The 19,057-nt window shown below is 71.4% G+C and carries 22 protein-coding genes; 9 read left to right on the top strand and 13 right to left on the bottom strand.

Annotated elements, in window-relative coordinates; translation table 11 throughout:
• Positions 1-280: 280 nt before the first annotated feature.
• Positions 281-1,078, bottom strand: a complete 798-nt coding sequence (locus ACIBTX_RS12035) for an alpha/beta fold hydrolase (protein ID WP_396832433.1) — start codon at positions 1,076-1,078, stop codon at positions 281-283.
• A 112-nt stretch (positions 1,079-1,190) separates the two neighbouring features.
• Here ACIBTX_RS12035 and ACIBTX_RS12030 point away from each other — a divergent pair, with 112 nt between their 5' ends.
• From ACIBTX_RS12030 to ACIBTX_RS12005, 6 genes are all read left to right on the top strand, one after another.
• A complete protein-coding gene (locus ACIBTX_RS12030) occupies positions 1,191-1,787 on the top strand; it encodes a helix-turn-helix domain-containing protein (protein ID WP_396832432.1) in 597 nt (198 codons plus the stop codon).
• A complete protein-coding gene (locus ACIBTX_RS12025; RefSeq protein WP_396832431.1) occupies positions 1,784-2,530 on the top strand; it encodes a hypothetical protein in 747 nt (248 codons plus the stop codon). Before ACIBTX_RS12030 ends, ACIBTX_RS12025 begins: the two co-directional genes overlap by 4 nt.
• A 72-nt stretch (positions 2,531-2,602) precedes the next feature.
• Positions 2,603-2,923 carry a DUF2516 family protein gene (locus tag ACIBTX_RS12020; RefSeq protein ID WP_355050857.1) on the top strand — a complete coding sequence of 107 codons (321 nt, stop codon included), beginning with the start codon at positions 2,603-2,605 and terminating at the stop codon, positions 2,921-2,923.
• Positions 2,920-3,807 carry an alpha/beta hydrolase gene (locus ACIBTX_RS12015; protein WP_357129064.1) on the top strand — a complete coding sequence of 296 codons (888 nt, stop codon included), beginning with the start codon at positions 2,920-2,922 and terminating at the stop codon, positions 3,805-3,807. Before ACIBTX_RS12020 ends, ACIBTX_RS12015 begins: the two co-directional genes overlap by 4 nt.
• A gap of 11 nt (positions 3,808-3,818) precedes the next feature.
• Entirely contained in the window at positions 3,819-4,556 is a 738-nt protein-coding gene (locus ACIBTX_RS12010; RefSeq protein WP_151488505.1) for an alanyl-tRNA editing protein, read from the top strand.
• A gap of 46 nt (positions 4,557-4,602) precedes the next feature.
• A complete protein-coding gene (locus ACIBTX_RS12005) occupies positions 4,603-5,517 on the top strand; it encodes an SDR family oxidoreductase (protein WP_357392828.1) in 915 nt (304 codons plus the stop codon).
• Here the strand turns inward: ACIBTX_RS12005 and ACIBTX_RS12000 are convergent.
• A complete protein-coding gene (locus tag ACIBTX_RS12000; RefSeq protein WP_396832430.1) occupies positions 5,501-6,505 on the bottom strand; it encodes a helix-turn-helix transcriptional regulator in 1,005 nt (334 codons plus the stop codon). The two genes, ACIBTX_RS12005 and ACIBTX_RS12000, sit on opposite strands and share 17 nt — an antisense overlap.
• Before the next feature lie 53 nt (positions 6,506-6,558).
• Between ACIBTX_RS12000 and ACIBTX_RS11995 the strand changes: the two genes are divergently transcribed.
• Both ACIBTX_RS11995 and ACIBTX_RS11990 read left to right on the top strand, forming a co-directional pair.
• Complete coding sequence (locus tag ACIBTX_RS11995) at positions 6,559-7,350, top strand: EI24 domain-containing protein (RefSeq protein WP_357129074.1); 792 nt, start codon at positions 6,559-6,561, stop codon at positions 7,348-7,350.
• A gap of 1 nt (position 7,351) precedes the next feature.
• Positions 7,352-7,867: an O-acetyl-ADP-ribose deacetylase gene (locus ACIBTX_RS11990; RefSeq protein WP_357129077.1), complete on the top strand. Its 516-nt coding sequence runs from the start codon at positions 7,352-7,354 to the stop codon at positions 7,865-7,867.
• Between the two features lie 70 nt (positions 7,868-7,937).
• Here the strand turns inward: ACIBTX_RS11990 and ACIBTX_RS11985 are convergent, their stop codons facing one another.
• From ACIBTX_RS11985 to ACIBTX_RS11945, 9 genes are all read right to left on the bottom strand, one after another.
• Positions 7,938-8,183, bottom strand: coding sequence for a hypothetical protein (locus ACIBTX_RS11985; RefSeq protein ID WP_357172384.1), 246 nt, complete (start codon positions 8,181-8,183; stop codon positions 7,938-7,940).
• Positions 8,184-8,331: 148 nt separating this feature from the next.
• Positions 8,332-9,228 carry a GNAT family N-acetyltransferase gene (locus tag ACIBTX_RS11980; protein ID WP_396832429.1) on the bottom strand — a complete coding sequence of 299 codons (897 nt, stop codon included), beginning with the start codon at positions 9,226-9,228 and terminating at the stop codon, positions 8,332-8,334.
• 1 nt (position 9,229) lies between these two features.
• On the bottom strand, positions 9,230-9,643 hold the full coding sequence (locus ACIBTX_RS11975) for a RidA family protein (protein ID WP_355050847.1): 414 nt from the start codon (positions 9,641-9,643) through the stop codon (positions 9,230-9,232).
• Positions 9,644-9,798: 155 nt separating this feature from the next.
• Positions 9,799-10,806 (bottom strand): LacI family DNA-binding transcriptional regulator, encoded by a 1,008-nt coding sequence (locus tag ACIBTX_RS11970; RefSeq protein WP_396832428.1) that lies wholly within the window; start codon positions 10,804-10,806, stop codon positions 9,799-9,801.
• 19 nt (positions 10,807-10,825) lie between these two features.
• On the bottom strand, positions 10,826-12,205 hold the full coding sequence (locus ACIBTX_RS11965; protein ID WP_357392832.1) for a GH1 family beta-glucosidase: 1,380 nt from the start codon (positions 12,203-12,205) through the stop codon (positions 10,826-10,828).
• Entirely contained in the window at positions 12,202-13,035 is an 834-nt protein-coding gene (locus ACIBTX_RS11960) for a carbohydrate ABC transporter permease (RefSeq protein ID WP_355050844.1), read from the bottom strand. Before ACIBTX_RS11960 ends, ACIBTX_RS11965 begins: the two co-directional genes overlap by 4 nt.
• Positions 13,032-14,006, bottom strand: coding sequence for a sugar ABC transporter permease (locus tag ACIBTX_RS11955; protein WP_357129096.1), 975 nt, complete (start codon positions 14,004-14,006; stop codon positions 13,032-13,034). Before ACIBTX_RS11955 ends, ACIBTX_RS11960 begins: the two co-directional genes overlap by 4 nt.
• Before the next feature lie 69 nt (positions 14,007-14,075).
• Positions 14,076-15,383, bottom strand: a complete 1,308-nt coding sequence (locus ACIBTX_RS11950; RefSeq protein WP_357129099.1) for an extracellular solute-binding protein — start codon at positions 15,381-15,383, stop codon at positions 14,076-14,078.
• Positions 15,384-15,564: 181 nt separating this feature from the next.
• Positions 15,565-16,323 carry a maleylpyruvate isomerase family mycothiol-dependent enzyme gene (locus tag ACIBTX_RS11945; RefSeq protein ID WP_357129102.1) on the bottom strand — a complete coding sequence of 253 codons (759 nt, stop codon included), beginning with the start codon at positions 16,321-16,323 and terminating at the stop codon, positions 15,565-15,567.
• Positions 16,324-16,392: 69 nt separating this feature from the next.
• Between ACIBTX_RS11945 and ACIBTX_RS11940 the strand changes: the two genes are divergently transcribed.
• Positions 16,393-17,475 (top strand): UDP-N-acetylmuramate dehydrogenase, encoded by a 1,083-nt coding sequence (locus ACIBTX_RS11940; protein ID WP_363660099.1) that lies wholly within the window; start codon positions 16,393-16,395, stop codon positions 17,473-17,475.
• Here ACIBTX_RS11940 and ACIBTX_RS11935 read toward each other — a convergent pair.
• Together ACIBTX_RS11935 and ACIBTX_RS11930 are read right to left on the bottom strand one after the other, a co-directional pair.
• Positions 17,472-18,263: a class I SAM-dependent methyltransferase gene (locus ACIBTX_RS11935; RefSeq protein WP_396832427.1), complete on the bottom strand. Its 792-nt coding sequence runs from the start codon at positions 18,261-18,263 to the stop codon at positions 17,472-17,474. The two genes, ACIBTX_RS11940 and ACIBTX_RS11935, sit on opposite strands and share 4 nt — an antisense overlap.
• 16 nt (positions 18,264-18,279) lie before the next feature.
• Positions 18,280-19,044, bottom strand: a complete 765-nt coding sequence (locus ACIBTX_RS11930; protein WP_357172370.1) for an SDR family oxidoreductase — start codon at positions 19,042-19,044, stop codon at positions 18,280-18,282.
• Positions 19,045-19,057: the final 13 nt, after the last annotated feature.

Here is a 19,057-nt window from a genome sequence, read left to right as displayed (position 1 = left end):
GGGGTCAAGGGGTGAGTGCAATCGTTAGGTGGCGGTGTGGCTGGGGTGGAACGGTCGCCGGTGGTCGTGATGCCTCAGAGTCATCAAGATGACTCTGAGGCATCACGCTTGTCCGGGTGCCGGGTGCCGGGTGCCGGGTGCCGGGTGCCGGGTGCCGGGTGCCGGGTGCCGGGTGCTGGAGGTCGGGTGCTGGAGGTCGGGTGCGGGGTGCCGGGTGCCGGGTGGCGGGTGTGGGGTGGCGGGTGCGGGGTGGCGGGTGCTGGAGGTCGGGTGGGGGTGCTCAGGTTAGGAAGTTCAGGAGGGCGGCGTTGACGGCCTCGGGGCGCTCCAGGGGGAGCAGGTGCGCGGCGTCCGGGACGTCCGGCAGTCGTGTCGCGTTCGGGACCTCGGCGGCGATCCGGTCGGCGAGTTGGCGGATGTCCGGTACGTCCGCCGCGCCGGCGGTGACCAGGACGGGGATCTTCAGCTCGCCGAGACGGCCGATCGCCGGTGGCGTCAGCTCTCCCACCTCGACCGCGCCGAGCGCCAACTCGGCGGCCAGGGCGCGCTGGTCCATCTCCTGCGCGAACGCCAGCAGTTCGGGGTCGACGTCGGCGGGCTGACGCGCCGGGCCGACCACCCAGAAGCGCACCTCGCCGGCCGCGCCCGCCACGAAGTCGTCCGGGTCGACCTCGCCGACCAGGTCGTCCCAGAGCTCGTTGGCCTCGTCGGACCACTCGTTGCCGGAGACCGCCGTGTCGAACAGGGCGAGCGCGCTCACCCGGTCCGGATGGGCCAGGGCGGTGTCGACGGCGACCGACCCGCCGAAGGAGCAGCCGACCAGGGCGGCCTGCGGCAGGTCCAGAGCGTCCAGCAGGCCGGCCACGTCGTCGTGGTGTGCGAACGGCGTCGGCGGCAGTTCGGAGTCGCCGTACCCGCGCAGGTCCGGGACGATCACCCGGTGCCGGGCGGCGAGCGCGGGTACGACGCCCCGCCACATGCGCCGGTCCGCGATGCCGGCGTGCAGCAGGACGACGGGCGAACCGCTGCCGGCCTCGTCGTACGCGAGAACTGCTCCATTGACTGTGATCTTGTGCACCAACGGACCGTACGGACCGGTTGGGGTGGGCGCAAACGGGACGCTGAGACCTTGCTAACTTTGGCAAGCATTTTGCTTGCAGGAGTTAGCGGATCCGGTTAGCGTCGGCACCATGGCGACCCCAAAGGACCTCCCCGACGTCGGCGGGTTCATCCGCGATCTGCGCCGTAACGCCAAGATCTCGCTGCGCCAGCTCGCCGAGCAGGCGGGGGTCAGCAACCCGTACCTGAGCCAGATCGAGCGCGGCCTACGCCGGCCGAGCGCCGAGGTGCTCCAGCAGTTGGCCAGCGCGCTGCGGGTGTCGACCCCGGCCATGTACCTGCGGGCCGGGCTGCTCGACGACAAGGAGGGCCACGGCGTGCTCGCCGCCATCGCGGTGGACCCCGACCTGACGATGGCCCAGAAGCAGTCGCTCAGCCAGATCTACGAGACTTTCCGCCGGGAGAACGCCCGGCTGTCCGAGGCCCAGGCCGCGAGCGGGGCGGCCACCCCGACCGATGTCGCCGACGGGCCCGCCGACGTGGCCAACCTGGCCGCGACCGGCCCCACCACCGAGGGCGGCACCCCGACCGAGGCCGTGCTCGAGTCGGTCGCCGTGACCGAGGCGGGCCCCGCACCCGCCCCGAGCAGCACCCCCGGGACGAACGCCCCGAGCAGCACCCCCGAGAAGAAGAAGGCCGCCGAGACGGCCGAGGAGGAGACGTCATGACCGAGCCGAAGACCAATCGCATCCCCGCTCCCATCTACGCCGCCGCCGGGGCGGCCGAGCTGGCCATCGAGCAGCTCCGCAAGCTGCCCATGGCCGTCGGTGTGCACGGCACCCGGGTCGTCGCCGACCTGGGCGGCCGGGCGGTGCTGACGGGCTTCGAGCTGCGTCAGAAGGCCACCGAGACGCTGCGTACGGCCAACGAGACCGCCGGCACCCTGCGCGACCGCGCACAGGCCGAGCTGGACCTGGCCAAGCTGCGCGAGTCGGCCGACCTGGCCAAGCTGCGCGAGGTCGCCGACATCGAGAAGCTGCGCGCCGCCGCCACCCGCAACGCGGCCGTGGTGGTCACCGCGGCCCAGGCGGCCCAGGAGCGGGCGTTCGCCGCGTACGGCGCGCTGGTGGCTCGCGGCGAGCGGGTCGTCGGCGCCGGCGTGCTGGAGGCCGCCGAGACGGTCAACGCGGACATCGAGGCCACCGAGGCGGCCACGGCCACGGCCGAGACCGCCACCACGGCCACGGCCACGGCTCAGACCGCCACCACGGCCACGGCTCAGACCGCTACGACGGCGCAGGCGACGCCCGCCCCGGCGGAGGCGCCGAGCCCGACCGAGGTCGCCGAGATCGCAGAGGCCAAGCCGGCCGCCGTCAAGAAGGCGACCCGGGCGAAGGCCGCGAAGCCGGCCGAGACCCCGTCGGCCAAGCTGCCCCGGGCCACCAAGCGGACCCGCCCGGCGGCCGAGTAGTTCACACCTGTCGGCGATCCCGACGGCGTCCTTGTCGGACGTAGTCGGGGTCGTCGACATAAACTTGCCGGCATGGCCACCGCCGCGCCGATCTTCGCGTTCGAAGTCCGTTACGTGATCGAGCTGATCCTGCTCGTCTTCGCGTTGATCATTCAGGGTGTCGCGCTGGTGCATGCCATCACGCAGCGGTCCGACGCCTTCGCCGCCATCGGGACGCTGCCCAAGGGCGGCTGGATCGCGATCCTCGCGGTCTGCCTCGTCCTGATCCTGCTCAGCCGCGGTCCGATCAGCCTCTTCGGACTGATCGGCATCGCCGCCGCGCTCATCTACCTGCTCGACGTGCGGGTCGGTCTCCGCGACCTCAGCGACGGCAACGGCAAAGGGTTCTGGTGAGAGGTTTCCGCTGGCCTCCTCCACCGGACAGCGGCCCCCGCACCTTCGGTCCGGGCCCGGGTGGGCCGCGCACCGGCCGTCCGGCGATCCCCGATCCGGAGACCGAGCTCGTCGACACGCCGCACGGCGTGCAGTTGGAACGCCTGGTCACCGGCGTCGGTGACCCGGTCACCGTCTTCGCGCACGGGCTGGGCAACGGGATCGCCACCACGCGACCGTTCGGCAGCGGGGTGGCCGGTCGTCGGCTGTTCTTCCAGTTCCGGGGGCACGGCCGCTCGGACGCGCCGCCCGGCTCGTGGACCTACCTCGACCTCGCCCGTGACCTGCGGGCCATCGCGGATCTCGGCGGCGCCAGCCGGGCGTTCGGGGCGAGCCTCGGCGCGGGGGCGCTCTGCCGCCTGCTCGCGGAGAGTCCGGAGCGCTTCGAGAAGCTGGTGTTCTTCCTGCCGGCGGCGCTCGACCAGCCGCGCGGTCCGGCCGCCTGGGACCGCGTCGGCGCCCTGGTGGATGCCGTGGCCAGCGGTGACGCGGGGGCCGTCGCGGACGTCGTCTCGCTGGAGCTGCCGGCGGCGGTGCGCAACACGCCGGCCGGCTGGGCGTACCTGCGGCAGCGACTGGACCAGTTGCTCCGCGACGGCCTGGACGAGGGCCTGGCCACCCTGGCGGGGCAGGTGCCGCTCGACGACGCCGGCGTGCTGTCGGCGGTCACCGCGCCGGCCCTGGTGATCGGGTGCGCGGGCGACGACCTGCACCCGGTCGAGGTCGCCGAGCAGCTCGCCGCCGCGCTGCCCCGGGCCACTCTGCACGTGTACGACCGCCCCGGGTTCCTCTGGTCGGAACGCGCCGACCTGCGGGAGCGCATCTCCGGCTTCCTCAACGAGTAACGTGCCCTGTCATGGGCGTCACACAGCATGGCCGGACGCACCGGCTGGATCTCGCGGACCCGACCCTGCGCGAGTGGACCTGCACGGTCCTGCACGCCGACCCGGAGCAGGGCATCGTGCTCGACCGCTCGGCGTTCTACCCGGGTGGTGGCGGTCAACCGCCGGACCACGGCGTACTGCTCTGGCAGGGCGTGCAGACCCGGATCGTCGGCACCCGCAAGGGCGACGACCCGTACCTGATCCCCGCCGAGGGTGACCCGTTGCCGCCGGTCGGCACCGAGGTCGTCGGCGCGGTGGAGGACGAGCGCCGCACCCGTCTGATGCGTACCCATTCGGGGTTGCACGTGCTCTGCGGCGTGGTGTTCCGCGACTTCGGCGCGCTCGTGACGGGCAACTCGATGGAACCGGGCGAGGCTCGGATGGACTTCAACCTGCCCGAGGTGCCGCCGGACTTCAAGAGCCGCATCGAGGAGCTGGTCAACGCCGAGGTGGCCGCCGACCGCTCGGTCGCCACCCGGGTGCTGCCGCGTACCGAGGCGTTGGCTCTGCCGGACATCATCCGCACCCAGTCCAACCTCATCCCGCCGGACGAGCAGGAGGTGCGGATCGTCGACATCGTCGGTCTGGACGTCCAGGCGGACGGCGGCACCCACGTCGCGTCCACCGCCCAGATCGGCAAGGTGCAGGTCGTCAAGGTGGAGAGCAAGGGTCGGGCCAACCGGCGGGTCCGCGTCCGGCTGGTGGATTGACGAATTCGGACGTCGGCTGTCAGGTATCGCTGGCAGCCTCGCAGGCATGACACCACCGCTCGCAGGAAAGATCGCGCTCGTCGCCGGCGCCACCCGGGGCGCCGGCCGACAGATCGCGGTCCAGTTGGGCGCCGCCGGCGCCACCGTGTACGCCACCGGTCGCAGCAGCCGCGCCGGCCGTTCGGAGATGGACCGGCCGGAAACCATCGAGGAGACCGCCGAACTGGTCACCGTGGCCGGCGGCACCGGCATCGCCGTGCAGGTCGACCATCTGGTGCCGGAGCAGGTCCGCGACCTGGTCGCCCGGATCGATGCCGAGCAGGGCGGCCTCGACGTGCTGGTCAACGACATCTGGGGCGGCGACCCCCTGGTCACCTGGGACAAGCCGGTCTGGGAGCAGCCTCTCGACAAGGGGTTCCGCACCCTGCGGCTGGCCGTCGACACGCACATCATCACCAGCCACTTCGCCCTGCCGCTGCTGATCCGCAAGCCCGGTGGCCTGGTCGTCGAGATCGGTGACGGCACCAAGGCGTACAACGACGAGAACTACCGCCTCTCGGTCTTCTACGACCTGGCCAAGACCTCGGTCAACCGGCTCGCCTTCAGTCAGGCGCACGAGCTGAAACCGCACGGCGGCACAGCCGTCGCGCTCACCCCCGGCTGGCTACGCTCCGAGGCGATGCTGGAGCACTTCGGGGTCACCGAGGAGAACTGGCGCGACGGGGCCGCCACCGACCCGCACTTCCTGATCTCCGAGACGCCCGCCTTCGTGGGCCGCGCGGTGGCCGCGCTCGCCGCCGACGAGGACAAGGCCCGCTGGACCGGCCAGTCCGTCGACGCGGGCACGCTGTCCAAGGTGTACGGCTTCACCGACGTCGACGGGAGCCAACCGGAGGCCATCCGGTACATCGTCGAGGTGGTCGAGGCGGGTAAGCCGGCCGACGTCACCGGCTACCGCTGACGTCGTCCGCCACCGCCGGGCCGTCGTAACGTGCGGCGGCCCGGCGTGCCGCGTCCGCCAGGCGTCCGCGCAGCTCCGGCGGGTCGAGCGCCTCCACCTCCGGGCCCAGCGCCAGCAACTGGGCGTACGCGACGTCGACCGTCTCCACCGGCAGTCGCGCCACCACCCAGCCCTGCCCGTCCGGTTCGCTGATGGTGGTGACGACCTCGTCGTACACCTCGGGAGCGTCGACCACGTGCCGGAGCTGGCGCAGGCCGGCGGGGCTCAGCCGGACGGTGACCTCGGCCCGCAGTATGGTCCGCAGGAACGACCCGGCCTGCTCGTGCCAATGCCCGGCCAGGTCGAAGCCCTCGTTGCGCGCGAACCGCTCGTCGTCCACCTCGACGCCGGTCACCCGGTCCACCCGGTAGGTGCGCATGTCGTCGCCGACCCGACCGACCAGATACCAGGTCGCGTTCTTGAGCACGAGTCCGTACGGCTGAAGGTGCCGGGCCACCTCGTCGCCGCCCCGCCGATAGCGCAGCCGTACCACCCGATCGCCCCAGACCGCCCGCGCCAGCTCGGTGAGCCAGGGCGGTGGCGGCGTCTCCTGGAACCATCCCGGCACGTCCAGGTGGAACCGCTGACCCGTGCGTACGGGCGCGTCGCGCAGGGCCGGTGGCAGTGCGGCGAGCACCTTCAACTCGGCGGCGGCGACCGCGTCGGCCAGACCCATGTCGCCGGCCGGGCCGGGCAGACCGGCCAGGAACAGGGCCTCCGCCTCGTCGCGGTTCAGCCCGGTCAGCCGGGTCCGGTAGCCACCGAGCAGCCGGTACCCGCCGGCCCGGCCCCGGTCCGCGTAGACCGGAACACCGGCGGCGGACAGCGCCAACACGTCCCGGTAGACGGTCCGCTCGGAGACCTCCAGCTCGTGTGCCAGCTCGCCGGCCGTCATCGACCCGCGCGCCTGCAACAGCAGCAGCAACGAGATCAGTCGGGAGGCACGCACCCGCCCATCCTGCCCCGTGCCGCTTCGATCAACTGTCGTTAGGCTGCTCGATCGTGGACGCCAGCAGAATCGCCAGCCCGGTCACCGGGGCCGTCGGACGCTTCCTCCTCGGGGTGCGGCTGCTCCTGCGCGGACTGGGCCTCTACGTGCGCAGCCCGAAGCTCATGCTGCTCGGTATCGTGCCGGCGCTGATCTCCGGCGTGCTCTTCGTGGCCGCGTACGCCACCCTCGTCTACTTCGTGGACGACCTCGCCGCCCTGGTCACCCCGTTCGCCGACGACTGGTCGAGCACCGGCCGCAGCCTGGTCCGGGTGATCGCCGGCCTGGCCTTCCTGGGGATCGGCGGTCTGCTCGCGGTGATCAGCTTCACGGCGGTCACCCTGGTCATCGGCGACCCGTTCTACGAGAAGATCTCCGAGAAGGTGGAGGAGCGGCTCGGCGGCACCTCGGACGCCGTGGACGTGCCGTTCTGGTCCTCGCTGCGCCGCAGCACCGCCGACTCCGTACGCCTGGTGGCCCTCACCGCGCTCGTCGGCATCCCGCTCTTCCTCGCCGGGTTCATCCCGGTGGTGGGCCAGACGGTGGTACCGGTGATCGGGGCGGCCGTGGGTGGCTGGTTCCTCGCCGTCGAGCTGGTCGGAGCGCCGTTCTACCGACGCGGCATGCGGCTGCCGCAGCGCCGGACCATCCTCAAGGCGGACCGGCCGACCGCGCTCGGCTTCGGAGTCGCGGTCTTCCTGTGTTTCCTCATCCCGCTCGGAGCGGTGCTGGTCATGCCGGCCGCCGTCGCCGGCGCGACCCTGCTGGCCCGCCGGTCGTTGGGCCAGTCGATCGAGGAGAGCTGACGTGGAGATCACCCTGATTCAGGGCGACATCACCGACCAGCGGGTCGACGCCATCGTGAACGCCGCGAACTCGTCCCTGCTCGGCGGCGGTGGAGTGGACGGCGCGATCCACCGACGCGGCGGCCCGGCCATCCTGGCCGACTGTCGGGCGCTGCGTGCGTCCAAGTACGGCAAAGGGCTCCGCACCGGGCAGGCGGTGGCGACCACCGCCGGAAACCTGCCGGCCCGCTGGGTCATCCACACGGTCGGCCCGGTCTTCTCGGCCGCCGAGGACCGGTCGGGGCTGCTGCGCGACTGCTACGCCAACAGCCTGCGGGTGGCCGACGAACTGGGCGCGGCCACGGTGGCGTTCCCGCTGATCTCCGCCGGCATCTACGGCTGGCCGGTCGACGACGCGGTCCGCCAGGCGCTGACGGTGCTCCGCTCAGCCACTCCGGCCACGGTCACGGAGGCCCGCCTGGTGCTCTTCGGCGCGGACACCCACGCGACAGCCCGCGACGTCTTCGAGGCGGCGTAGGCCACGTGGCTTGATCACTTGATGCTGACCAGTTGGAAATCGCTTCTGGCAACTGGTCACCATCAAGTGATCACCGTGCGCCAGTCGGAGCCGCGTCATTCCACAGCGACTCGAAGTGCTCCACGTAACGATCGAACGGGCCACCCGCCTCGCGGCGTCGGAGGTGCATGGTCACCGAATCCTGCCCTAGTCCTGCGCCGATGTGGGTAGCCACGATCGCCTCGTCGTCGAGGACCCAGACGGACATGGCAACGTGCCGGTCCGACAGTCGGACGGCGAGGGGTTCCGGAGACTTCGCGATCTCCGCCTGGGTCATGGCTATGCGGGTCGCAAGCGTGAGCGGAGTCGCCTCGATGCCTTCTCGTGCCACGGTGATCTCACTGCCGGGGTCACCGAGCAGGAAACGTACATCGCCGCCGCCCTGCGCCTTCGCTCCGAGCGTCGCGGAGGCATTGGGTGACTGATCAGGTGAGGTCGGCCAGGCAGGTCCACTGCGACGCCACCGGGCGGTAGCCCAGCCGGGCGTTGATCGCCAGCATCGGCGCGTTCGACTCGTCGTTCGAGGTGTACGCGATCCGTACGCCGGCAGCGGCGGCCCGGTGCAGCGCCGCCGTCTTGGCCAGCCGGGCCAGTCCCCGACCCCGGTACGCCGGGACTGAGCAGGTGTAATCCGACCACATCCGCTCGCCGTCGCGCTTGACCAGGCTGAACGCGGCCACCTCGCCGTCGACTTCGGCTGCGGTGCTGGCCGTCTTGTCCAGGCCAAGTTCGTCCCAGACGTCGTACCGCCAACTCTCGAAGGTGACCGTGTCGACGGGCACGTCAGCGGGTTCGTCGACGGCCGAGGCGACGTCGGCTTCGTAGAGCAGGTGCGGGTCCATCTCGGCGATCGGCCGCAGCCGTACGCCCGGCGGCGGCTCGGGCAGCGCGGGCGGCGGGGTCAAATCCAGCGCCGAGTAGCGCACCTCGCGGCTCGGTTCGAACCCGTGGTGGCGGGCGAACGGCAGCGAGTCCGTCGCGGCCGTGGCGCGTACGCGGCGAATCCCGAGAGGGCGGAGGTGATCGGTCGCGGCGGTCAATAGCGCCGTCCCGATGCCGCGCCGTCGATGATCCGGGTGTACGTGCAGGGTGTTGACGTTGCCGAAGCCCTGCACCGAGGTCGAGGTGTTGGGCTCGGCGGACGTCCAGCCGACCACCTGGCCGTCGACCTCGGCCACGAACGCGATCCAACCCTCGTGCGGCGGCGGTTCGGCCAGCATCTTGCGGGTCGACTCGACCCCGCGTACCAGGTACGGGTGGACGATCGTCCGCAGCGCCACCACGGCTGCGGCGTCGTCCGGCCGGGCTTCGCGGATGCGCATGTCAGGCCCCCGTCCGTACGGCGGCGACGGCCTCGACCTCGACGAGCTGGTCGGTGTAGCCGAGCACGGCCACACCGAGCAGGGTGCTGGGCGGATCGTGGTCGCCGAAGAAGTCCCGGACCACCTCCCAGACGGTCACCAGGTCGGCCTGCCGCGACGATGCCACGTACACGGTGGTCTTGACGACGTCGGTGAGTCGCGCGCCGGCCGCGCCGAGCGCGGTCTCCAGGTTCGTCATCACCTGCCGGGCCTGTGCGGCATGGTCGCCCGGCGCGACGGTACGGCCCTCGGCGTCGAGCGGGCACGCGCCGGCCGTGAACACCAGCCGAGCGGGCGGTTCGACGGTCGCCGCGTAGGCGTACTCGGCGACGTCGGAGAGGGCGGGCACGTGCAGCAGCGCGACAGGATCCGGCATGCCGGCGAGGCTAACGACGATCGCCCGCCGTAGCGACGGATTAACCGCCCCCTGCACCTCGATGCCTGGTCACTACTTCCGGGAAATAGTGGCATCCCGGCGTCGTGAGGCCACTATTTCCCGGAAGTTGCGCGGATCTAGGAGCGCGGGAGCGGTCAGGCCGAGGCGCGGATGATCAGCTCGGTGTCGAGCATGATCGCCGGTTCGATCGCCTCGCCGGCCGCCAGCCTCAGCAGTTGGCGGGTCATGCGTCGGCCGAGTTCGACGATCGGCTGGCGGACGGTGGTCAGCGGCGGCTCGGTGTACGCGGCGGTCTCGATGTCGTCGAAGCCGACCACCGCCACGTCCTCGGGCACCCGCCGACCGGCCGCACGCAGCGTTCGCAGGGCGGCGTGCGCCATCAGGTCGGAGGCGGCGAACACCCCGTCCAGGTCGGGGTGGTCGTTGAGGAGCTGGTGCATCGCCGCCGCGCCGGACTCCCGGGTGAAGTCGCCGACGGCGACCAGTTCGGGTAGCCCGGCGGCGGCGACCGCGTCCCGGTAGCCGTTCAGCCGCTCGATGCCGGCGACCATGTCCTGCGGGCCGGCGATGGTGGCGATCCGCCGCCGACCGCTGTCGATCATGTGTCGGACGGCGGCGGTGACGCCGCCGACGTGGTCGACGTCCACGTACGGCACGGGTACGTCGCCGAGCGGCCGGCCGCTGACCACCACCGGGATGCCGAGGCGGGCCAGCGTGCCGGGCAGCGGGTCGGCGCCGTGCAGCGAGGCGAAGAGCACCCCGTCGACGTGGCGGCCGGTCGTGTACCGCTCGACCCGCTGGTGCCCGGCCGGTGAGCCGGCCAGCATCAGCACCAACTGCTTGTCGGCGGCCTCCAACTCCTGACTGACGCCCCGAATGATGCCGGGGAAGACCTGGTCGTCGGAGAAGACCCGGGTGGCCGCCTCCGGCATGACCAGGGCGATCGAGTCGGTGCGCTGGGTGACGAGGCTGCGGGCGGCGAGGTTGGGCACGTACCCCAACTCGGCGACCGCCCGCTTGACGGCCTCCCGGATCGGCTCGGCGACGGTGGTGGAGCCGTTGACCACCCGGGACACGGTGGCCCTGGACACCCCGGCCCGTGCCGCCACCGCCTCCAACGTCGGCCGGTGCGCCGTCGTCATCGTGACTGTCCCCCGCTCGTCACAGCCCGTTCCGGGAGATCACCTCCTGGTACCACCGGGCGCTGGCCTTCGGTGTGCGCCGCTGGGTCAGGTAGTCGACGTGCACGATCCCGAACCGCTTGCGGTAACCCTCCGCCCACTCGAAGTTGTCCAACAATGACCATACGAGATACCCGCGCAGATCAACGCCCCGGGAGATCGCCTCGTGGGCGGCCCGCAGGTGCCCGTCGAGGTAGGCGATCCGGTCGTTGTCGATCACCTGCCCCAGCCCTTCGGGCGACTCGGTGCCCGCCTTGTCGGGGAACGCCGCGCCGTTCTCGGTGATCAGCAGTGGCACGCCGGGATAGTCGGCGGCGATCCGTTCCAGCAGCCGCGTCAGCCCGGCCGGCTCGATCATCCAGCCCATGTCGGTGAGGGGTCCGCTCGGCGGGAGGAAGTGCACGGCGCCCTCGGTGCCCGGGTACGCGCCGTTGCCGTCGCCGTCGGGCCGCCCCGCCACGTAGGTGGGCGCGTAGTAGTTGAGCCCGAGCAGGTCGATCGGGGCGGCGATCACCTTCTCGTCGCCGTCGTGGATGAACGTCGGCTCGACGATGCGCGCCACGTGCTCGCGTACGTCGTCGGGGTAGCCGCCGGTCAGCAGCGGGTCCAGGAAGATCCGGTTGTGCAGGCCGTCGACCAGGCGGACGGCGGCGGCGTCGGCCGCGCTCTGCGGGTCGGCCGGTCGTACATCTGCCGGGTTGATGGTGATGCCGACGCTGCGTGCGCCGGCCGCGCGCAGCGCCCGCGCGGCCAGGCCGTGCGCCAACAGCAGATGGTGTACGGCGGTGAAGGCGGCTGCCCCGTCCTGTGCACCCGGGGCGTGCACCCCGTTGGCGTACCCGAGGTAGGCCGAGCACCACGGCTCGTTGAGGGTGGTCCAGGTGTCGATCCGGTCGCCGAGGCGGGCGTGGACGGCGGTGGCGTACGTGGCGAAGTGTTCGGCGGTCTCCCGGTTGGTCCAGCCGCCCCGGTCCTCAAGGCTCTGCGGCAGGTCCCAGTGGTAGAGGGTGACGATCGGGTCGATGCCCCGGGCGAGCAGGGTGTCGGTGAGGCGGTCGTAGAAGTCGAGCCCGCGCGGGTTGACCGGACCGCTGCCGTCCGGCTGGACCCGGGGCCAGGCGACCGAGAACCGGTACGCCGCCAGGCCCAGCTCGGCCATCAGCGCCACGTCGTCGGCGTACCGGTGGTAGTGGTCGCAGGCGACGTCGCCGGTGTGGCCCTGGTAGACCTTTCCGGGCGTACGACAGAAGGTGTCCCAGATGGACGGACCGCGACCGTCGTCGCGGGCCGCGCCCTCGATCTGGTACGCGGCGGTGGCCGCTCCCCAGAGGAAGTGTTCGGGAAATCGGATCTCGTTCACGCCTTGACCGCACCTTCCATGATCCCGCCGATGATCTGGCGACCGAACAGCACGAAGACCAGCAACAGGGGCAGCGTCGCGATGGCCGTGCCGGTGAACACCTGTGACATGTCCTGGTAGTACCCGTCGGACAGCGCCCGCAGGGAGAGCTGAACGGTCGGATTGGCCGGGTCGTTCAACACAGCGTACGGCCACAGGAAGTCGTTCCAGGTGGTCATGAACGTGAGCAGACCGAGCACGGCGGCGGCCGGGCGCAGCGCCGGCAGCACCACGTGCCACCAGATCCGCGCGGTGCCGCAGCCGTCCATCCGGGCGGCCTCGATCAGCTCGTCGCTGATGGCCTGGCCGGCGTACTGCCGCATCATGAACACCCCGAACCCGGTGACCAGCACCGGGACGATCACCGCGGGCAGCCGGTCGTTCCACTGCAACTTCGTCATGAGCAGGTAGAGCGGGATCACCCCGAGCTGGGTCGGCACCATCATGGTCGCGATGATCACCAACAGCAGCGCGTTGCGGCCCCGGAAGCGCAGCTTCGCGAAGGCGAACCCCGCCAGGCTGGAGAAGAAGACCACCGAGACGGTGACGGTGGTCGCCACGATCACCGAGTTGATCAGGCCGGTCAGGAAGTACGCGTCGGTGTTGTCGAACAGCCGGGCGATGTTCGCGCCCAGGTTGTTGCCCGGCGTGATCGGCGGCGGCAGTTGGCCCATCGCGTCGCTGGTACGACTGGCCACGACGAACATCCACCAGATCGGGAAGATCGACAGGACGGCGGCGCCGACCAGGGCGAAGTAGGTGAGCGGGCTGGCCCGCCAGAGCCGACTCATCGGGTTTCCTTCCCGCCGAGGCGGCGCAGGACCAGCACGTTGACGGCCGCGACGAGTGCGATCAGCGCGAAGAGCAGCCACGCCACCGCCGAGCCGTAGCCGAAGTTGTAGTGCGGCGCGAAGGCGTTCTCGAACATGTACATGGTCAGGGTCTGCGACTCGCGCAGCGGTCCGCCGCGGATCGGGTTGGTGCCGGAGTGGAACATCCGGGGCTCGGTGAAGAGCTGAAGGCCGCCGATGGTGGCGATGATGGTGCAGAAGATGATCGTCGGTTTGAGCAGCGGCACGGTGACCGACCAGAACTGTCGGGCCCGGCTCGCGCCGTCGATCGCCGCCGCCTCGTAGAGGTCCCGGGGGATGGCCTGCATCGCGGCCAGGAGGATCAACGCGTTGTAGCCGGTCCACCGCCAGTCGACCATCGCGGAGATCGCGACCCAGGAGGCGATCCGGTTGGACTTCCACTCGATCGCGTCCAGCCCGATGAGGTCGAGCAGCCAGTTGACCATGCCGAACTCGCGGCCGAAGAGCACCCCGAAGACGATCGCCACGGCGGCCGTGGAGGTCACGTTGGGGACGAGCACCGCCATCCGCCAGCCCGTACGCCCCCGCAGGCCTCGGTTCAGCAGGTTGGCCAACCAGAGCGCGGCGAGCAACTGTGGCACGGTCGAGATGACGAAGATGCCGAGCGTGTTGACCAGCGCGTGCCAGAAGTCCACGTCGGCGAGGAGCCGGGTGTAGTTCTCCGCGCCCACGAACGGATGGTCGGTGCCGAGCAGGTCCCAGTCGTGCAGCGAGACCCAGAAGGTGTACGCCAGCGGGTAGACCCCGAACACCGCGAAGAGCAGGAAGAACGGGGCGATGTAGAGGTACGGCGAGTAGCGGGTGTCGAGGTGGCTGAGCCGACCCGACAATCGGCGGTGGGGTCCGGCCGACGGTGCGACCGGTGGGCGGGCGTCGAGCTGAACGGTCATGCCCGGTGACTCCTTTCCGTCGTGCGGGCGGGAACCGGGGTCCGGCGCCCGCCCGCACGCTGGCTCGGGCTACTTGGCGGCGGCCTTCTTGGCGTTGGTCACCGCGTCCGTCCAGCCCTGCGCGGGGCTGCGCTGGCCCAGCTCCACGGTGCGTACGGCGTTCTCCACCTCGGTACGCACGGCCTGGTTCTTGGGGCCCATGTAGACCGGCTTCAGGCTCTTCGCGCCGGTGCCGAAGATGGACCCGACGGGCGCACCGGAGAAGTACGCGTTCGTCGACTGGGCGATCGCCGGGTCGTCGAGCGCCTGCGGCGACGACGGCAGCGGCCCCTTGGCCTTGAACGCGCCGATCTGGCCCTTGGCGCTGGTCAGGAACTTGGCCAGCTCGATGGCCTCGGCCTGGTGCTTGCTCTGCTTCGGTACGGCGAGGTGCGACCCACCCCAGTTGCCGCCGTTGCCGGGCACCCGGGCGATGTCCCACTTGCCCTTGGCGGCCGGGCCGGCGTTGCCCTCGATGACCCCGGTCATCCACGCGGGGCAGGCGATGGTGGCGAACTTCGTCTGCTTGAAGGCGGACACCCACTCCTCGGACCACGAGCCGTACTTACCGGAGAGGCCCGAGTCGATGATGTCCATCGTGGTGTCCCAGGCCTGTCGTACGGCCGGGTTGCTGTCGACCACGACGTTGCCGCTGGTGTCGTAGTAGCTGTAGCCGGTGCTGTTGCCGGCGGTCTGCAACAGGATCGTGTTGAAGGTGTTGGTGGCCGCGTCGAGGAAGGACGCCCCGGTCTTGGCGGCGACGAACTTCTCCCCGGTGGCGATGTAGTCCTGCCAGGTGGGCCAGAGCTTCGACACCTCGTCCCGCTCGGTGGGCAGGCCGGCCTTTTCGAAGAGGTCCTTGCGGTAGCACATGGCGATGCCGCCGACGTCGGTGCCGAGGCCGATGAGCTGCTTGCCGTCGGCGGTCAGGCCGGCGTTCCACTTCCACTCCAGGAAGTTGCCCTTGAGGTCGGCGGCGCCGTGGTCCAGCAGGTTGACGAAGTTGTTCGGATTCGCCTTGTACTCGACGAGCAGACCCTCCTCGATGGCCACGATGTCGCCGGCCCCCCGGCCGGCGGCGAGCCACTGGGTCAGCTTCGGTGAGTACTCGTCGAGGTTGCTGCCGGTGCCCCGCTCGACGATCTTCACGTCGGAGTGCGCGGCCATGTACTCCTGGTAGAGCTGGTCGTAGCCGAACTGGCCGAAGACGTCGACGGTCAGCGTGATCGGCCCGTCCGCCTCGGCGTCGTCACCGCCGCCGCAGCCGGCGGTGACGAGCAGGGCGGCTGTTGCGGCGAGGGCCACCGCGGCGAGGCGGCGGCGCGGAAGGACAGCCATCGTATGGACCTCTCTCAGGGTGATGAGGTGGTGGTAGAAGACCAAGAGAGCGCTCTCACGTCAGGGTGGTGGGTCGCTCGCACCCTGTCAAGAGAGCGCTCTCACGAATTCGGGCGGCAGGCGAACGAGGGCGTCACCCCACCAGGGGTGACGCCCTCGTCACGCGCGGCTGTCGCTGGGATCAGCCGGTACGCAGACCCTCCAGCAGCGCGCGGTCGCCCGTCACGTCGAGCGTCTCGAAGCTGACCCGGCCCCAGAGCGCCAGCAGCAGGTCGCTCGCGGTGCCGCTGACCTGCGCGCGGGCGTGGTGGTCGTCGTGGTCGAAGATGGTCGCCGTGTCGAGCAGCGCCACCCCCTCGCCGCGCAGCCGCAGATACCACTCCTGGTCCGCGTCGGTCGCCGCGAGCTGGACCACCCCGCGCCAGTCGCCCTTCACCTGTCGCCGGCCGGCCGGCAACCAGGTGTCCAGCACCTCGCTCACCCCGTCGGCGGCCAGCTTCGCCTCGACCGGCTCACCGGCCGCGATGGCGAGCTGGGCGTCCCAGCGGTGCACCGCCGTCTCGTGCGCCATCCGGCGGGGCCAGAAACCGGCCTTCTTCGGCTGCGGGGCCCAGTTCCACGCCGGCGCCTCCGGGTCGAGCCCGTCGAACAGGGTCATCAACTGGTCGTACCCGTGCTGCCAGAGCTGGAGCGCGCTCACGCCGGACGGCACTTCGGACGCGTCCCGGCGGGGCGGCGCCTCGGTGCTGCCCGACCCGGCGAACGAATAAACCCAGTGGTAGAGGCCCGCAAGGTGCAGAGTGAGATCATTGACCGTCCAGCCGGGACAGGACAGCACGGGTGTCTCCGGCGGTGCCTCGGCAACCGCCGCGGCGAACGCCGGACCCTCGGCCCGGAGTGCCCCAATCCAGAAATCCTTGCTGCCCTGCACTCTGCTCATCGCCATCCTCCCGGGGGTGCCGGGCCACCAGTAGGTGCCACGGCTGCCCATCAGCCTAAGGTGAAAGACGTGTCAGACGCCTACGCCCAGCCGACAACCGAAGCCGATCGTGCCATTCCGGGTCCACTGGCCGGCTACACCACGCTACGGATGGGCGGGCCCGCCGGGCGGATCGTGGCCGCGACCAGTGCCGACGAGATCATCCGGGCGGTCCAGGCCACGGACGAGCCGATCCTCGTCCTGGCCGGCGGCAGCAACGTGGTGATCGGCGACGATGGCTTCCCCGGGACGGTCGTGCTGGTGCGCTCGGGCGGCCTGCGGGTACTCGCCGAGGACGCCGAGTCCGTCACCGTCCGTGTCGAGACCGGCGAGCCGTGGGACGACCTGGTGGCCGCCACTGTCCGTAACGGCTGGGCCGGCCTGGAGTGCCTCTCCGGCATTCCCGGCTCGACCGGCGCGACCCCGATCCAGAACGTCGGCGCGTACGGCCAGGAGGTCGCCGAGACGATTACCGCCGTCGAGGTGTACGACCGCCTCGACGGCACCCGCCAGCTCGTTCCCGCCGCCGAGTGCGGTTTTGCCTACCGGGGCAGCATCTTCAAGTACCAGGACCGCTGGATCGTGCTCTCGGTCGACTTCCGGCTCGCCCGCTCGCCGCTGTCCGGTCCGGTGCGCTACGCCGAACTGGCCCGGGCGCTCGGCGTCGAGGTCGGCGACCAGGTGCCGCTGGCCGAGGCTCGGGCGGCGGTGCTGCGACTACGCGCCGGCAAGGGCATGGTGCTCGACGCCACCGATCCCGACACCCGCTCGGTCGGCTCCTTCTTCACCAACCCGGTCCTGGACCGGGCGACGTACGAACAACTCCTGGAACGCTCCGCCGAGGTGGGCGACCCGCCCTCCTGGCCCGGGGCGGACGGGCTGGTCAAGGTGAGCGCGGCCTGGCTGATCGACAAGGCGGGCTTCACCAAGGGCCACCCCGGTCCCGGCGGCGTCGCCATCTCCAGCAAGCACACCCTCGCCCTGACCAACCGCAGCGGCACCGCCAGCACCGGCGACCTGCTGATGCTGGCCAACACCATCCGCGACGAGGTCCACGCCCGCTTCGGCGTGACCCTGCACCCCGAACCAGTCCTGATCAACTGCACTCTCTAACCCTCCGGGGGCCAGGGGAGGGTCAGCTCGCCCTGACGCCAGCGTTGCGGAGTGGACAGCACGGGCCAGCCCTCAGCCTTGAGCTGGGACACCGCGCGCACCCAGCGTTGGCGGGGGCCGAACGTGGCATAGGGAGCCGCACTCCGCCAGGCGTCCTCCAGCGCCCGGATCAGATCGTGGATGGCCTCGCCCGGAACGTTGCGGTGGATCAGCGCCTTGGGTAGCCGCTCGGCCAGCTCGGCGGGGCTGCCCAGCGTGGTGAGCTTCGCGGCCAGGGTCAACGTCCGAGGGCCGTCCGCGTCGAGGAGCAGCCAGCTCGCCAGCCGGCCCAGCTCGTCACAGGTGCCCTCCACGAGCACCCCACCCGGGGCGAGCGCGGCGGTCATCGTGCGCCAGGCGTCCTGCACGTCACTCTCGTCGTACTGTCGCAGGACGTTGAACGCGCGGACCAGCACCGGCCGGAGCCCGGCCAGCTCGAAGCCACCCCGGGCGAAGGTCAGGCCCGGCGGGTCGGCGGCCGGCGTCGCGGCGGCCACCCGCGCCTGGTCGATCTCCAGCCCGACCAGGCGTACGTCCCGACGGACCCCCGCCGCCAGCCGCGCCCGCAGCTCCACGGCGGTGACCGGCGTCGCGCCGTAGCCCAGGTCCACCACCAGCGTATCGGCCGCGTCCCGCAGCCGGTCGGCGCAGGTCGCCACGATCCAGTTGTCCACCCGGCGGAGCCGGTTCGGGTTGGTGGTGCCCCGGGTGACCACCCCGAGGGGCCGGCGTCGTGGAGCCCCGCTCATGCGTCCGGTCCCGGGGTCAGGAGACCCGGTGCACCTTGTGCTGTGCGGCCTGCGCACGAGGCCGGACCACCAGCCGGTCGACGTTCACGTGCTCGGGGCGGGTGGCGCACCAGGCGATGCAGTCGGCCACGTCCTCGGCGACCAGCGGCCCGGGGACCCCGGCGTAGACGGCGGCGGCCCGCTCGGCGTCCCCGCCGAAGCGGACCAGCCCGAACTCCTCGGTCTGCACCATCCCCGGGTCGATCTCGATGACCCGCAGCGGCCGGCCGCACAGCTCCAGCCGGAGCGTGCCGGCGATGGCCGTCTGCGCGTGCTTCGCCGCCGTGTAGCCGCCGCCACCCTCGTACACGGTCAGCCCGGCCGTGGAGGAGACCACCACGATGGTCCCCGAGCCGGACGCCTCCAGCGCCGGCAGCAGCGCCTGGGTCACCCGCAGCGTGCCGAGCACGTTCACGTCGTACATCCACTGCCAGTCGTCGAGCGAGCCGGACTCCACCGGGTCCAGGCCGCGTGCGCCGCCGGCGTTGTTGACCAGCAGGGTGACCGGCCCGGACGCCTGGACGGCGGCCTCGGCGAGCCCGGCCACCGACTCGTCCGAGGTGACGTCGCAGGTCACCGCGGTTGCCTGCCCGCCAGCGGCGGTGATCTCGGCGACGAGATCGGTGAGACGGTCGGCGCGGCGGGCGGCGGCGAGTACGTGGAAGCCCTCGGCGGCGAGCCGGCGGGCGGTGGCCGCGCCGATCCCGCTGGACGCTCCGGTGACGATGGCGACAGAGGTCATCGGGTCATTGTCA

It is taken from the genome of Micromonospora sp. NPDC049359 (assembly GCF_044466585.1).
GTDB lineage: Bacteria > Actinomycetota > Actinomycetes > Mycobacteriales > Micromonosporaceae > Micromonospora.
The sequence above is the reverse complement of the archived record's forward strand: the minus strand, read 5'-3'. Positions and strand labels throughout refer to the sequence as shown.